Below are 15720 nucleotides of genomic sequence, written 5' to 3'. Positions count from 1 at the left end.
GGTGGGGGCTGTGCGCGGTGGTGGCCCTCTGGGGGCCATGAGCGCACACGGTGGAGGACCTGAGGGGCTGCTGGAGCGTGCCGCGGCTGTCGGGGTCAGGACTGTGTGCGGTGGTGGCCCTCCGGGGGCCCTGAGTGCGCACGGTGGGCCTCGGAGGGGTACGCCGGTAGCGGCTGGTCCTAGCGCGCGTCCTGTGTCGTCGGACGGCGCGTCCTGTGTGGTCCTACGCCGCGGCCGGTGCGGGGAAGTGGGCGTCGAGCCAGGCGAGCAGGGCGGCCTCGACCTCGTCACGGTTGGTCTCGTTGAAGACCTCGTGCCGGGCGCCGGGCCAGATCCGGACGCTGACGTCGCGCATCCCGACGTCCCGGAACATCGCGGCGACCTCCTCGGTCCCGACCGCGCCGCCGACGGGGTCGACCTCACCGGCGACGAGGTGCACGGGCAGGTCCTTCGGCATCTGCGCGGCCACCGAGTGCTGGCTCACCCACCGCAGCCCGGTGAGCAGGTCGCGGTAGAAGCCGGCCGAGGCCACGGCGCCGGAGAGCTCGTCGGCCTCGTAGGCGTCGACCTGCGCGGCGTCGCGCGTGAGCCAGTCCGAGCGGGTCCGGGTGGGCCGGAACCGGGCGTTGTAGGGGCCCATCGTCAGCGCCGTCATGAGGTGGCTCGGGGCGCGCGGACCGCGCAGCCGTGCCTCCAGCGAGGCCACCTGCAGCCCGAGCCAGGCGTTCAGGCCGGGCGGACCGGCGGTCCCCGAGAGCACCAGGGCGGCGAGGTGGTCGCCGTAGCGCGCGGCGTAGGCCCGCGCGAGGAAGGAGCCCATGCTGTGCCCCAGCAGCACCAGCGGCACCCCCGGCAGGTCCTGCTCGATCCGCCCACCCAACGCATGGAGGTCGTCGACGACGGCCGCGAAGCCGCCCTCGTCGCCCAGGTGGCCGAGCAGGCCGTCGGTGACGGTATGCCCGTGCCCCCGGTGGTCGGGGGCGTAGACGGCATACCCGTGCTCGGTGAGGAGGCGGGCGAGGTGGTCGTAGCGCGCGGCGTGCTCGACCATGCCGTGCGCGACGAGGACGGCGGCCCGGGGCCGGCCCTCGGGCGTCCATCGGGTCACGTGCACCGCGGTGCCGTCCGGGGCGGTCAGGCTGAAGGTGGAGTCGGCCATGGACCGATGATGGCCCACGATCCCGGTGCCGCGCTCGGGGAGGCGGTCGCCCCGGGGAGGTCCGGCCCCCACGTATCCTGATCGCGCACGTCCCCACCCCGACGGAAGAGGCACGGATGAGGATCGCGGTCGTTGCGATGGGCAAGATCGGGCTGCCGCTCGCGGTGCAGTTCGCGGACGCGGACCCGGCGCACGAGGTGGTCGGGGTGGACGTCAACGCGGCGACGGTCGAGGCGGTCAACGCCGGCCGCGAGCCGTTCCCCGGCGAGGCGCACCTGGCGGACAAGCTCGCCGAGCTCGTGCCGGCCGGACGGCTGCGCGCGACGACGGACTACGCGGACGCCATACCGGGCGCCGACGCCGTCGTGGTGGTGGTGCCGCTGTTCGTCGACGAGCAGACCGGCGCCCCGGACTTCGCCTGGATGGACGCCGCGACCGCCAGCCTGGCGGCGCACCTGACCCCCGGGACGCTGGTGTCCTACGAGACGACCCTGCCGGTCGGCACCACCCGCGGGCGCTGGAAGCCGATGATCGAGGAGCTCTCCGGCCTGACCGAGTCACCGGACGAGGGCTCCGACGGCTTCTGGCTGGTGTTCTCCCCCGAGCGGGTGCTCACCGGGCGGGTCTTCGCCGACCTGCGCCGCTACCCCAAGCTCGTCGGCGGCCTCGGACCGGAGGGTGCCCGGCGGGGCACCGCCTTCTACGAGGCCGTCCTCACCTTCGACGAGCGGTCCGACCTGGCCCGCCCCAACGGCGTGTGGGACCTGGGCAGCGCGGAGGCGGCCGAGATGGCCAAGCTGGCCGAGACGACCTACCGGGACGTCAACATCGGGCTGGCCAACCAGTTCGCCCGCTTCGCCGACACCGTCGGCATCGACGTGCACCAGGTCATCGAGGCCTGCAACTCCCAGCCCTACAGCCACCTGCACCAGCCCGGCATCGCGGTCGGCGGGCACTGCATCCCGGTCTACCCGCGGCTCTACCTCTCCACCGACCCCGACGCGACCGTCGTCCGGGCCGCCCGCGAGGCCAACGCCGCGATGCCCGACTACGCCGTCTCCCGGGCCGAGTCGCTCCTGGGCTCCCTGGAGGGCCTGCGGGTGCTCGTGCTCGGCGCGTCCTACCGCGGCCGGGTCAAGGAGACCGCCTTCTCCGGCGTCTTCGCCACCGTCGACGCGCTCCGTTCGCGCGGCGCGCAGGTGCTCGTGCACGACCCGATGTATGCGGACGACGAGCTCGCCGCGTACGGCTGGACGCCCTACGCCTGGGAGCCGGGTGAGCCGGGCGACCCCGTCGACGTCGCGATCGTCCAGGCCGACCACCCGGAGTACGCCCGGCTCGGCGCCGCCGACCTGCCCGGGCTGCGCCTGCTGCTGGACGGCCGCCGCGTCACCGACCCCGCGCGCTTCACCGGCGTCCCGCGCCTCACCATCGGCGGAGGGGAGCAGCCCGCGTCATGACCGGCGGCGTGGGCTGGGGGGAGGTCGTCCCGGGCATCGTCCTGCTGGCGGTCCTCTGGGTGCTGCCGGGGTATGCCGTGCTCCGCGGCCTGGGTGCGCGCGGTCTGCTCGCGCTCGGCGCGGGTCCGGCGGTGACCACGGGTCTGGCCGGGGTGCTCGCGATCGGCTACGCCCTCGTGGGGCTGCCGTGGACCCTGCTGACCTTCGCGCTCGGCGCCCTGGTCGCGGTCGTCGTGGCCGTGCTGCTCGGGACCGTGCTGGGCACGACCGGGCACCCGTCCGGGGTGACGGTGGCGGGGGAGCGGGCGCTGCGGCATACCGAACGGGGGTGGCTCGCGCTCACCTGGCTGCTCGGCGGGGGCGTCCTCGCGGCGGCCATGACGACCGGGATGGGGCGGGCCGACCAGCCGCCCCAGGCCTGGGACGCCGTCTTCCACCTCAACGCGCTCTGGTTCGTCCGCGAGACGGGCGACGCCAGCTCGCTCGGCGGGCTGGCCCCGATGTACGCCGACAACGCCGCCCCCTTCTACCCCGCCGTCTGGCACTCCCTGGCCGCCGTCGCCCCCGGGTTCGAGGGGGTCACCGAGGCGGCCAACGCCTCCTCGCTGGTCCTCGGGTCCGTCGTCTGGGTCGCCGGGCTGGTCGCGCTGGCCCGGGTCGTGTGGCCGGCGCGGGCGCTGCCGACGATCCTCGTGCCCGTCCTGGCGGCGACCTTCGTCACCTTCCCCGCCGTCGCCGTGTCGATGCTGGCGGTGTGGCCCTTCGCGCTGAGCACCGCGTGCCTGCCGGGCACGATCGCCCTGCTGGTCGCGACCTTCCGCGGGGTGCTGTCCTGGCGGATGCACCTGGCGCTGGGGATCGGGCTGGCCTGGGCCGTCGTCGGTGTCGTCCTCGCGCACCCGTCGGGGCTCTTCAGCCTGGCGCTGCTCGCGCTGCCGCTGCTCACCGTGCTGCTCCTGCGCCAGCTGCGCCGCCAGTTCCGACTGGGTCGGCGGGTCGGCGCGGTGACCGCGGGGGTCGCCTGGGTGGTGCTCGTGGGCGGGGCTGCGGTCTTCCTGCTGACGTTCCCGCCGGTCCTGGCGATCATGGACTACCGCCGCGGCGGGCAGGAGTCCTACCTGCCGGGGCTCGGCTCCCTGGCCATCGACCACCCGCTGATCTACGTCTACACGATCACCTCGGTCAACCTCGTGACCACGCTGCTCGTCTGGCTGGGGATCGCCCTGGCGCTGCGCTGGCGGCACGCCCGGTGGCTCGTGGTCTCGCTGGTCGCCGCGGTGGTGCTCACCCTCCTCGCCGCGGGCCCGCCCGAGCAGCCGCTGCGGGTGCTCTCGGGGTTCTGGTACACCCAGGCCTCCCGCATCAACCAGCTCGTCCTCGTCCCCGCGATCCTGCTCGCCGCCGGTGCCGGGGGCTGGTTGGCCGGCCGCCTGTCGCGGGTGCTGCGGGTGCGCGTCGAGTGGGTCGCCGCCGGGCTGGTCGTGGCGCTCGTCGTGCTGACCTCGGGGCTGCGCTGGACGAGCCAGGTGCAGGTCATGGCCTCGACCTATACCGCGAGCCCGATCGCCTGGGGGACGATCCTGGAGCCGGAGGAGGTCGCGATGGTCGACCGGGCCGCGCAGACCCTGCCCGAGGACGCCGTCGTGCTCGGCGAGCCGGTCGCCGGGTCGCCCTACCTGCTGCACCGCGCCGGGGTCGACGTCGTCTTCCCCCAGCTCAGCCCGATCCCGGACAGCCCCGAGCGCGACATCCTCCTCGACCGCTTCGACCGGTGGGCCGTCGACCCCGAGGTCTGCGAGGCGGTGCGCACGCTCGGGGTCACCCACGTGTATGCCGACTCCCTCACCTTCGAGGACCCCGCCAACGCCAAGTGGGAGGAGACCTCGCCGGGGCTGCGCAACCTGGACCCGGACGGCGGTTTCGGCAGCGGCGCCGACCCGCTCGGCCGGGTCGACACGCCGGCCACCGAGCGGGCCGAGGAGGCGTGGACCCTCGTCGACGAGGGCGGCCACGCCTCGATCTGGGAGTTCACCGGCTGCGCCTGACCGCATGGGTGTGACCTGTGCAGGCGGGCGCGGCCTGTGCACGCTTCTGCAGCCTGTGTTGGCGAGCGCGACCTGTGCACGCTTCTGCAGCCTGTGTAGGCGAGCGCGACCTGTGCACGCTTCTGCAGCCTGTGCATGTGTTCTACGGCATGCACAGGCTGGGTTCGCGTGCACAGACACCGATCCCGTGCACAGGCCGCGGTCCGGTGCACAGGCTGCCTTCTCGTGCACAGGCCGCGGTCCGGTGCACAGGCTGCCTTCTCGCGCACAGGCCGCGGCCCCGTGCACAGGCCGCGGCCCCGTGCACAGGCCGCGCCCAGCCCTCAGGAGTCGGCGCGGGTGTTCACCTCGTAGGAGGTGTTGATGGACTCGAAGAAGTTCACCAGCTGCAACGTGTCGTTGGCGGTGGCCATCCACTTCGCGGGGTTCGCCACGCCGTAGGCCGGCTCGAAGCCAAGCTCCTCCAGCCGCCGGTCGGCGAGGTACTTGACGTAGGTGTTGATGTAGTCGGCGTTGAGCCCCAGGATGCCGTTCGGCAGCATGTCCCGGTTGTACGCCTCCTCCATCTCCACCGCCTGCAGGACCATCCCGCGGATCTCGTCGGCGAACTCCGGCGTCGCGACGTCCGGGTTCTCCTCCAGGACGGTGAGGATGAGGTTGATCCCGAACTTCAGGTGCAGGCTCTCGTCCCGGACGATCCAGTCGATGAGCGAGCCGAAGTTGCGCAGCAGGTTCCGCTGCCGGAAGCTCAGCGCCACCATGAACCCGGAGTAGAACCAGATGCCCTCGAGGATGACGTTGTAGGCGACGAGGTTGCGGACGAAGTCCTGCTTGCCCTCGGTCGTGGAGATGTCCAGCGTCTGCTCGGTCATCCGCCGGATGAAGCGGACCTCGAACTCCTCCTTGGCCGCCATCGAGGGGACCTGCACGTGAGAGCTGTAGGCGGCCTCCCGGTCGATCGGGAAGGTCTCCAGGACGTACTCGAAGCTCATGCAGTGGTTGGCCTCCTCCCACATCTGCTTGGCGAGGTAGAGGTGGCACTCGGCGGCGTTGACGTAGGGGTAGACGCCGAAGGCCAGGGCCTTGTTGACGAGCAGCTCGTTGGGGTTGAAGTAGGACATGAGGAAGGTGAGGGCGTACCGCTCGTCCTCGCTCATCCGCTCGAAGTCGCCGAGGTCCTCGCCGAGCTGGATCTCGTTGGGGAACCACGTGTTGGCGACGGCCTGGTCGTAGAGCTCCATGGCCCACGGGTAGGTGACGGGCTTGAGCAGCAGACCCTCGCGGATCCCGGTGCCGAGGATGCCGCTGCCGGTCCCGGTGTCGTTGGTCAGCTCGGTGGTGTCGGTCATGAAGAGGTCTCCTGGGGTCGGGCGAGGGGCGAGGTGGTCACTGGCAGGAGTCGCACTGCAGGCGCTCCATGGGGTCGATCGGGCACTGCTGGCCGTCGACCTCGTCGACGACGGGCAGCTGCTCGACCTGGGGCGGTGCCTGGACCACCGTCGGGCCGGCGGGGGCAGCGGGGGCGGCACCGAAGCCGCGGCGGGGCGGCGTGCTGGCGCTGGACGCGCCGCCGAAGCCTCGTCGGGGTCCACCCCCGCGGCTCGAGGTCGGCTCGGCCGCCTTGTTGACCTTGACCGTCGACTGCTCCGCGGTGTGCCGGGGCATCATGTGCAGGTAGTAGGTGGTCTTGACGCCCATCCGCCACGCCGCGGAGTAGAGCTCGGCCATCGAGCCGACGTCACGGCTGGCGAGGTAGATGTTGCGGCTGATCGCCTGGTCGATCCACTTCTGGGCGCGAGCGGCCACGTGCAGGAAGGCGTACGGCGAGAGCTGGAAGCTGGTGCGGTAGATCTCCTGCAGCTCGGCGGGCACCCCCCCCGACCTTGGACAGGTCGCCCTGGTGCCGGAGCAGGTCCTCGCGCACCTGCTCCCACAGGCCGTGCTGACGCAGGTCCTCGACGAGGTTGCGGTTGACCTCCAGGAACTTCCCGGCGCTGGTGGCGCGGCTGAAGATCTGGCTGAACTGCGGGTCCAGACCCGGGGTGGTCCCGGCGACCAGGCCGATCGAGGCCGTCGGTGCGATGGCCATGAGGGTCGAGTTGCGGATGCCGCCCTTGACCTTCTCGCGCAGGACGTCCCAGTCCATGACGCTGCCGCGGTCCACCTCGACGGTCAGGCCGCGGTCGGCCTCCATGAGCTCGATGGTGTCGACGGGCACCATCCCCTGGCTCCACCGGGACCCCTCGAAGGTGGGGTAGGCCCCACGCTCTCGGGCCAGGTCGGCGCTGGCGTCGATGGCGTGCCAGGAGACGAACTCCACCAGACGGTCGATGAGGTCGTAGGCCTCGGCCGACTCGTAGGACAGGCCGAGACGCTCGACGACGTCGGTGAAGCCCATGACGCCGAGCCCGAGGGCGCGGTTGAGCTCGTTGGACCGCTCGGACTCGGGCACCGAGCTGATGGTGATGTCGATGAGGTTGTCCAGCTGGCGGACCGCGAGCCGCGCCGAGTGGGCCAGGCGGTCCCAGTCGACGGTCACCTCACCCGTGCTGTGCCGCCCGTGGACGTGGCGCGAGAGGTTGATCGAGGCCAGGTTGCAGACGGAGACGTTGTCGCGGTCCTGCGGGAGCGTGATCTCGGTGCACAGGTTGGAGGAGTGGATGGTCCCGGTGTTGTTGTTGAGGGCCCGGGTGTTGATGGAGTCCTTCCAGGTCAGCCAGGGGTGGCTGGTGGTCTGCAGCGAGACGAGGATGGCCTTCCACTGCTCCCGGGCGCGCACCTTCTTGTGCCGCAGCTGACCGGCCTTGGCCCGGGCGACGTAGCCGGCGTACCGCGCGGAGAAGTCGGCCCCGGTGGCCTCGGTGAGGTCGGGGGTCTCCAGCGGGTCGAAGAGGAACCACTCGTCGTCCGCGGCGACCCGCTTCATGAACTCGTCGCTCAGCCACACGGCGGTGTTGGCGGTGCGGGTGCGGCGGTAGGGGTCACCGGAGTTCTGCCGCAGGTCCAGGAAGGCCGGGAAGTCGAGGTGCCAGTTCTCCATGTAGAAGCACAGGGCCCCGAACTTCTTGCCGCCCCGGCTCACGGCGCGCAGCGTGGAGTCGATGGTGTGCATGAAGGGGATCGGTCCGGTCGAGGTGGTGTTGTTGGACCGGATCGGGCTGCCCTCGCAGCGCAGCTTGGAGACGGACAGGCCGATGCCGCCGGTGCCCTTGGTGAGCCACATGACGTCGCGCACGCTCTTGGCGATGTGCTCGATGTCGTCCTCCATCTGCATGACGAAGCAGTTGGACAGCTGGCTGTAGGCGGTGCCGGCGTTGACGAGGGTGGATCCGGCCGCGAGGTACTCCAGGCGGGACATCGCGTCGTAGAACTGCAGCGCGGCAGTGGTGGGGTCGGCCTCGTTGAGCGCCAGGCCCATCGACACGCGCATCCAGAAGAACTGCGGCGTCTCCATCACGGTCCTGGCCCGGTCGGCGTCGTTGAGCGCGTAGCGGGTGCGCAGCGTCTGGGCGCCGATGTAGCGCAGCAGGTCGTCGCGCGAGGGGTCGAGGGCGTCGGCCAGCACGTCCAGGTCGAAGAGCTCGGTCAGCCGCGGGTCGAGCAGACCCAGGCGGACGCCCTTGGCGACCACGCCGGGGAAGTACTGCCGGTGCTTGGCGGCGACGACCTCGGGGTCGTCCTCCCCGAGCAGGTCGCGGGTGTCGCCGAAGACGGCCTTGTACATCGTCTTGACGAGGAGGCGGGAGGCGATGGTGTCGAAGGCGGGGTCGTCCTTGACGTTCTGCAGGGCCACCTGGATCACGGCCTCGTCCAGCTCCTCGCTGGTGATGCCGTCGAAGAGGGTGATCTCCAGCTCGGACTGCAGCTGGGTGGCGCGCACGACCGCGTCGTCCAGACCGGCGGCCGCCGCCTCGATGGAGCGGGCGATCTCGTGCCCGTCGTAGGGCACTCGCGTGCCGTCGCGCTTGATGACAGTGATGGTGGCCATCGGTTCACCCCTCGTGAACTCGGTCCTGCTGCGGACGCGCCCGGGACGGACGAGGGGAGAGGGGTATGCCGCGGTGCCCCACCGTCGTCGCGGGTCGCCACTGCCAGCCCCAGACCGTCCCTCGCGGTCACGAGCCACGGACGGCGTCGGGCCGTCCGTGCACTGGCAGGTCTTCGGACTCACGGGCGAGGTCCGGAGGATCCCTCCGGACGGACCTACTGGTCGCGGCTTCCCACGCCCGGGGGCGCAGTGCCATCATGCGACGGTCGTTCCCGTTCACCGCTGCGGGGCAGTCCCGGGTTCTCACCGGGTTCCCTCTTGCGACGGCCACGACCCACGGGAGCCCCGCGGACCGCAGCCGAACCAGCTGCGTGCGCCACTATATACATGAGAACCACACGGATGTAACCCCTACATCTTGTGTTTCGGGGACGCGCCGCGCGTATCCGCTCCCGCCTGAGAGACTGGCCCCGTGGAGTTCTACAGCGCCTACGACCAGGGTTTCGCCCGCATCGCAGCCTGCACCCTGCCGGTCGCGATCGCCGACCCGGCGACCAACGCCGAACGCACCGCCGAGGTGGTGCGCGAGTGCGACGCCGAGGGCGTGGCGGTCGCGATCTTCCCCGAGCTGGGGCTGACCGGGTATGCCATCGACGACCTGCTCCTCCAGGACGCCGTGCTCGACGCGACGGTCGAGGCGATCTGGGCGGTGGCCGAGGCGACCCGCGAGCTGCTGCCGGTGGTCGTGGTAGGGGCCCCGCTGCGGCACCGCAACCGGCTATACAACTGCGCGGTCGTCCTGCACCGCGGCGAGGTCCTGGGGGTGGCGCCCAAGTCCTACCTGCCCAACTACCGCGAGTTCTACGAGAAGCGGCACTTCGCCGCCGGAGTCGGCACGGACGGTCAGACCCTGCGGCTCCCACGCCCGGGGGTGGCCACCGGGGACGCCGTCGAGGTGCCGTTCGGGCCGGACCTGCTCTTCCGGGCCACCGACGTGCCGGGCCTGGTGCTGCACGTCGAGGTGTGCGAGGACGTGTGGGTGCCGGTGCCTCCCTCCGCGGAGGCGACCCTGGCCGGCGCGACGGTCGTCGCCAACCTGTCGGGCAGCCCCATCACCGTCGGCCGGTCCGCGGAGCGGCACGCGCTCTGCGCCGACGCGAGCTCGCGCATGCTGTGCGCCTACGCCTACGCGGCGGCGGGGGAGGGGGAGTCCTCCACCGACCTGTCCTGGGACGGGCAGACGATGGTCCACGAGCTCGGGCGGCTGCTCGTGGAGTCGGAGCGCTTCGCCCAGGGGCCGCACCGCAGCGTCGCCGACGTCGACCTGCGGCGGATCCGCGCCGACCGGGCCCGGCAGGGCAGCTTCGACGACAACGCCCTCGCCCTCGCCGACCGGGTCACTCGCTTCCGGACGGTCGACCTCGTGCTCGACCCGCCGCGCACCGACATCGGCCTGCGCCGCACGGTGGACCGCTTCCCCTTCGTCCCGGACGACCCCGCCGACCTCGCGCAGGACTGCTACGAGACCTTCAGCATCCAGGTCACCGCGCTGGCCCAGCGGCTGTCCGCCATCGGCGACCCCAAGGTCGTCATCGGGGTGTCCGGCGGGCTCGACTCCACGCACGCCCTCATCGTCGCGGCCCGCGCCATGGACCGCGCCGGCCGACCGCGCAGCGACATCCTCGCCTTCACCCTGCCCGGCTTCGCGACCAGCGACCACACCAAGGGCAACGCCACCGAGCTCGCGACGTCGCTCGGGGTGACCTTCGAGGAGCTCGACATCCGGCCCCTGGCCCGGCAGATGCTCGAGGACCTGGGGCACCCCTTCTCCGAGGGCGAGCCGGTCTACGACGTGACCTTCGAGAACGTCCAGGCCGGGCTGCGCACGGACGTCCTCTTCCGCGCCGCCAACCAGCGCGGCGGCATCGTCCTGGGGACCGGGGACCTCTCGGAGCTGGCGCTGGGGTGGTGCACCTACGGCGTGGGCGACCAGATGTCGCACTACACCGTCAACTCCGGCCTGGCCAAGACGATGATCCAGCACGTCATCCGCTGGGTCGTCGGCGAGGGGCTCTTCGACCCCCGCACCGGCGAGGTCCTCACCTCGATCCTGGACACCGAGATCACCCCCGAGCTGGTGCCGGCCGGGGAGGACGGGCAAGTCCAGTCGACGCAGGAGAAGATCGGGCCGTACGAGCTGCAGGACTTCACCCTGCACCACGTCCTGCGTTTCGGTATGCCGCCCAGCCGGGTCGCCTTCCTCGCCTGGCACGCGTGGCGGGACGCCGAGTCCGGCCCCTGGCCGCCCGGGTTCCCCGAGGAGGGGCGCCACGCCTACGACCTCGCGCAGATCCGTCGCTGGCTGGTGCTCTTCGTCGAGCGGTTCTTCGCGTTCAGCCAGTTCAAGCGCTCCGCGCTGCCCAACGGGCCCAAGGTGTCCTCGGCCGGCGCCCTGTCGCCGCGCGGGGACTGGCGCGCCCCCTCCGACGCCAACGCCCGGGTCTGGCTGGCCGAGCTGGAGGCGCACGTCCCGCACGACTGACCCCGCGCGCACAGGATCCCCGCAGCCGCACCGGCTGTGACCGCATACCGTGCGGCCGGCGGACGGGGTCTCTGCAGGCGCGCCGGTGGTGGCCACCGGTTTGACGCATCATCCATGCCGTGGAATAAGGTTAGGCATAATTCTTGCTTACCGTTGAGCAGGCACACCGCCGTGGGTGCCTGCTCAACCTTGTGACCGGACGGGAAGCCCCACCAGATGCCGAAGAGCCAGCAGGACGCCCCGCTGATCGTCGAGGGTCCGCTGTCCGACAACGAGCGCCTCAAGCGGGAGAGCAACTACCTGCGCGGGACGATCGCCGAGGACCTGCAGGACCAGATCACCGGCGGCTTCAGCCCCGACAACTTCCAGCTCATCCGCTTCCACGGGATGTACCAGCAGGACGACCGCGACATCCGCGCCGAGCGCGCCACGCAGAAGCTCGAGCCCCTCATCAACGTCATGCTCCGGGCCCGCGTCCCCGGTGGTGTCATGACGCCCGAGCAGTGGCTGGCCGTGGAGGACTGGGCGGAGCAGCACACCCTCTACGGCTCGGTGCGGCTGACGACCCGCCAGACCTTCCAGTTCCACGGCGTCTTCAAGCCGGACATCAAGGACACCCACCGGGCCATCAACGCCGTGGGCCTGGACTCCATCGCCACGGCCGGTGACGTCAACCGCAACGTCCTGTGCTCCAGCAACCCGCTGGAGTCCGCGCTGCACGCCGAGGTGCACGACTGGTCGCGGCGCATCTCCGAGCACCTGCTGCCGCGGACCACGGCCTACTACGAGATCTTCCTCGACGGCGAGAAGGCCCTGAGCACGCAGGAGCCGGTGCTGGGCGAGACCTACCTGCCGCGCAAGTTCAAGACCACCGTGTCGCTGCCACCGGACAACGAGGTCGACCTGCACGCCAACGACCTCAACTTCGTCGGCATCGTCGAGGACGGCGCCCTGGTGGGCTGGAACGTGCTGGTCGGGGGAGGCCTGGCCATGACCCACGGCGACACCGCCACCTACCCGCGGACGGCCGACGACCTCGGCTTCATCCCCCTCGAGCACACCCTCGCGGTGGCCGAGCACGTCGTCACGGTGCAGCGCGACTGGGGCAACCGGACCGACCGCAAGAACGCCAAGACGAAGTACACCCTGGACCGGGTCGGCACCGACGTCTTCAAGGCCGAGGTCGAGCGCCGGGCCGGGGTCACCTTCGAGCCCTCCCGGCCCTACACCTTCACCTCCCGGGGCGACCGCTTCGGCTGGGTCAAGGGCACCGACGGCACCTGGCACCTCACCGTCTTCATCCTCAACGGACGCGTCCGCGACGAGGAGGGCAGGCCGATCAAGACCGGTCTGCGCAAGATCGCCGAGGTCCACCGTGGCCACTTCCGGCTCACCGCCAACCAGAACCTCGTCATCGCCGGGGTGCCCACCGCGCAGAAGCGGACGATCGAGCGGATCGCCCGCCAGCACGGCCTCGTCGACGACACCGTCACCCCCCAGCTGCGCAACTCGATGGCCTGCGTCTCCTTCCCGACCTGCCCCCTGGCCATGGCCGAGTCCGAGCGCTTCCTGCCCGGCTTCGTCGCCCAGGTCGAGCAGCTCCTCGTCACGCACGGCATCCCGGACGACCACATCGTGCTCCGGGTGTCCGGCTGCCCCAACGGGTGCTCGCGCGCCATGCTCGCCGAGGTGGGCCTGGTGGGCAAGGGCCCGGGCAAGTACAACCTGCACCTCGGCGGGGACCGCATCGGCACCCGCGTGCCGAAGCTCTACCGGGAGAACATCAGCCCCGAGGTCATCCTCGAGGAGCTGGACCACCTCATCGGCGCCTGGGTCTCCGGGCGCGAGGAGGGCGAGGGGTTCGGCGACTTCCTCATCCGCACCGGGGTCGTGGCCAGGGTCACCGTCTCCCGCACCGACTTCCACGCCTGACCAGCCGAGAGGACACATCCATGAGCGCTCTCGCCACCCACGACGGCTGCGGCACCCTGCCGTTCTCGCCGCACGACCTGGGGTCGGCGGCGGCCGGCCTGGAGGGGTGCAGCGCCCGGCAGCGGATCGACTGGGCCCTGCAGCATCTCCCCGGCGGGTATGCCGTGACCTCCAGCTTCGGGGTCCAGTCCGCCGTCATGCTGCACCTGGTGACCCGGGCCGTGCCCGACGTGCCGGTGCTGCTCTTCGACACCGGATACCTCTTCCCGGAGACCTACCGCTTCGTCGACGAGCTGACCGACCGCCTCGGCCTCAACCTGCACGTCTACCGCTCGCCGATGTCCCCGGCCTGGCAGGAGGCGCGCTTCGGACGGCTCTGGGAGCAGGGCGTCGAGGGCATCACCGAGTACAACCGGATCAACAAGGTCGAGCCGATGCAGCGGGCCATGACCGAGCTCGGGATCGGCACCTGGTTCAGCGGGCTGCGCCGCGAGCAGTCCACCGGTCGTGCCGGGCGTCAGCCGGTGGAGCAGCAGAACGGCCGGGTCAAAATCCACCCGGTCGTCGACTGGACCGACCGCGACGTGCACCGCTACCTCACCGAGCACGACCTGCCCTACCACCCGCTCTTCCACGAGGGCTACCTCAGCATCGGCGACACCCACACCACGCGCCGGGCCGCGGACGAGCTGGACGCGGAGGGCTCGCGGTTCTTCGGCCTGGTCCGCGAGTGCGGGCTGCACGTGGAGCAGGAGGGCGCATGACGACGACGCCCCAGCTGCTCCAGGGAGCGAGCCCCTTGACGCCGGACCAGCACCAGCGGTTCGCCGAGCTGGCCTCGACGCTCACCCCGCTGCAGCGGATGTGGGTCAGCGGCTACCTCGCCGGGAGCGCCGAGGGCGCCGACCCGACCGGTCCCGCCGCCGCGGCCTCCGCCGAGGCGGCCACCCTCACCATCCTCTATGGCTCCCAGACCGGCAACGCCCGGCACGTGGCGGGCGACCTGGCGCAGGCCGCCCGGGCCCGCGGGCTCACCGTGTCGCTGACCGACATGGCCGACTACAAGCCCACCCAGCTGAAGTCGGAGAAGTTCCTCACCGTCGTCGTCTCGACCCACGGCGAGGGCGACCCCCCGGAGAGCGCGGAGAAGCTGCACACCTTCCTCACCTCCCGCAAGGCCCCCGACCTCTCCGGCGCCCAGGTCACCGTGCTCGGGCTGGGCGACTCGAGCTACGAGTTCTACTGCCAGGCGGCTGTGGACTTCGAGGACCGGCTGCGCGCGCTCGGGGCGACCGTGGTCGCCGAGCGGCTGCTGCTCGACGTCGACTACGAGGACCAGGTGGCCGGGTGGGTCGAGTCGACGCTCGACGTCTTCGAGCCCGAGCTCACCGCCGTCACCCCCGCCGGCGGGACCGTGGTCCAGATGCCGGGTCTCGCGGCGGCGGCACCGACGGCATACTCGCGGCGCAGCCCCTTCCTCGCCGAGATCGGGGAGGTCCAGAAGATCACCGGACGGACGAGCACCAAGGACGTGCGCCACGTCGAGATCTCCCTGGAGGGGTCCGGGCTGACCTACCAGCCGGGCGACTCCCTCGGGGTGTTCTTCCGCAACGACCCCGAGGCCGTCGACGCGGTCCTTCAGGTCCTGGACCTGGACGGGGCGCAGGAGGTCACCCTCGGCGAGACCACCAGGACGCTGCGCGACGCCCTGCTCGACGACCTCGAGCTCACCCAGTCCTACCCCGGCTTCGTGCAGAGGTATGCCGAGGCGGCGGGTCTGGCGACGCTGGCCGAGATGGCGCAGGACAAGGCGGCGCTGCGCTCCTTCCTGGAGGAGCGGCAGATCTACGACATCCTGCACGAGCACCCGGCACCGGTCGGCGCGCAGCAGCTCGTGGACGCCCTGCGCAAGATGCAGCCGCGGCTGTACTCCATCGCCTCCAGCCAGCGCGAGGTCGAGGACGAGGTGCACCTCACCGTCGGCGTGCTCGAGTGGGACGGCTTCGGCCGGGCGCACCTGGGCGGGTGCTCGGGCCACGTGCGGCGCTCCGAGGAGGGCGACCGGGTCAAGGTCTACGTCGAGTCGGGCGAGCACTTCCGGCTGCCGCAGGACCCGGCCGTGCCGACGATCATGGTCGGCCCGGGCACCGGGATCGCCCCGTTCCGCGCGTTCCTGCAGGAGCGGGACGCCGCCGGGGCCGAGGGTGAGAACTGGTTGTTCTTCGGCAACCCGCACTTCACCCAGGACTTCCTCTACCAGGTCGAGATGCAGGGCTACCTGAGGTCCGGGCTGCTCACCCGGATGGACGTCGCCTTCAGCCGCGACCAGGCCGAGAAGGTCTACGTGCAGGACCGGCTGCGGCAGCACGGGGCCGAGGTCTACGACTGGCTGGAGCGTGGGGCGCACCTCTACGTCTGCGGGGACGCCGACCGGATGGCCAAGGACGTGCACGCCGCCCTCGTCGACATCGTCACCGAGCACCGGGGCGTGGGCGCCGAGTCCGCCGAGGACTACCTGGGCGGGCTGCGGGACACCCGGCGCTACCAGCGCGACGTCTACTAGGTCGGGCAGGTCAGGCGACCGACGGACCACC

General features: G+C 71.5%; 8 protein-coding genes, 1 pseudogene and 1 riboswitch. Of the genes and pseudogenes, 6 read left to right on the top strand and 3 right to left on the bottom strand.

What is annotated here, in order from left to right; translation table 11 throughout:
- Positions 1-223: 223 nt before the first annotated feature.
- Positions 224-1159 carry an alpha/beta hydrolase gene (locus Q0967_RS03540; protein ID WP_298746742.1) on the bottom strand — a complete coding sequence of 312 codons (936 nt, stop codon included), beginning with the start codon at positions 1157-1159 and terminating at the stop codon, positions 224-226.
- Positions 1160-1275: 116 nt separating this feature from the next.
- Between Q0967_RS03540 and Q0967_RS03535 the strand changes: the two genes are divergently transcribed.
- Together Q0967_RS03535 and Q0967_RS03530 are read left to right on the top strand one after the other, a co-directional pair.
- The gene (locus tag Q0967_RS03535) at positions 1276-2619 is read left to right on the top strand and encodes a nucleotide sugar dehydrogenase (RefSeq protein WP_298746744.1); all 1344 of its coding nucleotides are present in this window, start codon (positions 1276-1278) and stop codon (positions 2617-2619) included.
- Positions 2616-4664 (top strand): DUF6541 family protein, encoded by a 2049-nt coding sequence (locus Q0967_RS03530; protein ID WP_298746747.1) that lies wholly within the window; start codon positions 2616-2618, stop codon positions 4662-4664. Before Q0967_RS03535 ends, Q0967_RS03530 begins: the two co-directional genes overlap by 4 nt.
- A 323-nt stretch (positions 4665-4987) precedes the next feature.
- Here the strand turns inward: Q0967_RS03530 and Q0967_RS03525 are convergent, their stop codons facing one another.
- A complete protein-coding gene (locus Q0967_RS03525) occupies positions 4988-6013 on the bottom strand; it encodes a ribonucleotide-diphosphate reductase subunit beta (protein WP_298746749.1) in 1026 nt (341 codons plus the stop codon).
- A 37-nt stretch (positions 6014-6050) separates the two neighbouring features.
- Positions 6051-8652: pseudogene (locus tag Q0967_RS03520) on the bottom strand (ribonucleoside-diphosphate reductase subunit alpha).
- 167 nt (positions 8653-8819) lie between these two features.
- Positions 8820-8972, bottom strand: a riboswitch (cobalamin riboswitch).
- A 152-nt stretch (positions 8973-9124) separates the two neighbouring features.
- Between Q0967_RS03520 and Q0967_RS03515 the strand changes: the two are divergent.
- The 4 genes from Q0967_RS03515 to Q0967_RS03500 all read left to right on the top strand — a co-directional run bounded on the left by Q0967_RS03515 (position 9125) and on the right by Q0967_RS03500 (position 15689).
- Positions 9125-11194, top strand: coding sequence for an NAD(+) synthase (locus tag Q0967_RS03515; RefSeq protein ID WP_298746754.1), 2070 nt, complete (start codon positions 9125-9127; stop codon positions 11192-11194).
- 216 nt (positions 11195-11410) lie between these two features.
- Positions 11411-13126, top strand: coding sequence for an assimilatory sulfite reductase (NADPH) hemoprotein subunit (cysI, locus tag Q0967_RS03510; protein WP_298746756.1), 1716 nt, complete (start codon positions 11411-11413; stop codon positions 13124-13126).
- A gap of 20 nt (positions 13127-13146) precedes the next feature.
- Positions 13147-13890: a phosphoadenylyl-sulfate reductase gene (locus Q0967_RS03505; protein WP_298746757.1), complete on the top strand. Its 744-nt coding sequence runs from the start codon at positions 13147-13149 to the stop codon at positions 13888-13890.
- Positions 13887-15689, top strand: coding sequence for an assimilatory sulfite reductase (NADPH) flavoprotein subunit (locus tag Q0967_RS03500; RefSeq protein ID WP_298746759.1), 1803 nt, complete (start codon positions 13887-13889; stop codon positions 15687-15689). Before Q0967_RS03505 ends, Q0967_RS03500 begins: the two co-directional genes overlap by 4 nt.
- The last annotated feature ends 31 nt before the right edge of the window (positions 15690-15720 follow it).

The sequence above is a fragment of the uncultured Serinicoccus sp. genome, from assembly GCF_947500995.1.
Classification (GTDB): Bacteria; Actinomycetota; Actinomycetes; order Actinomycetales; family Dermatophilaceae; genus Ornithinicoccus.
The sequence above is the reverse complement of the archived record's forward strand: the minus strand, read 5'-3'. Positions and strand labels throughout refer to the sequence as shown.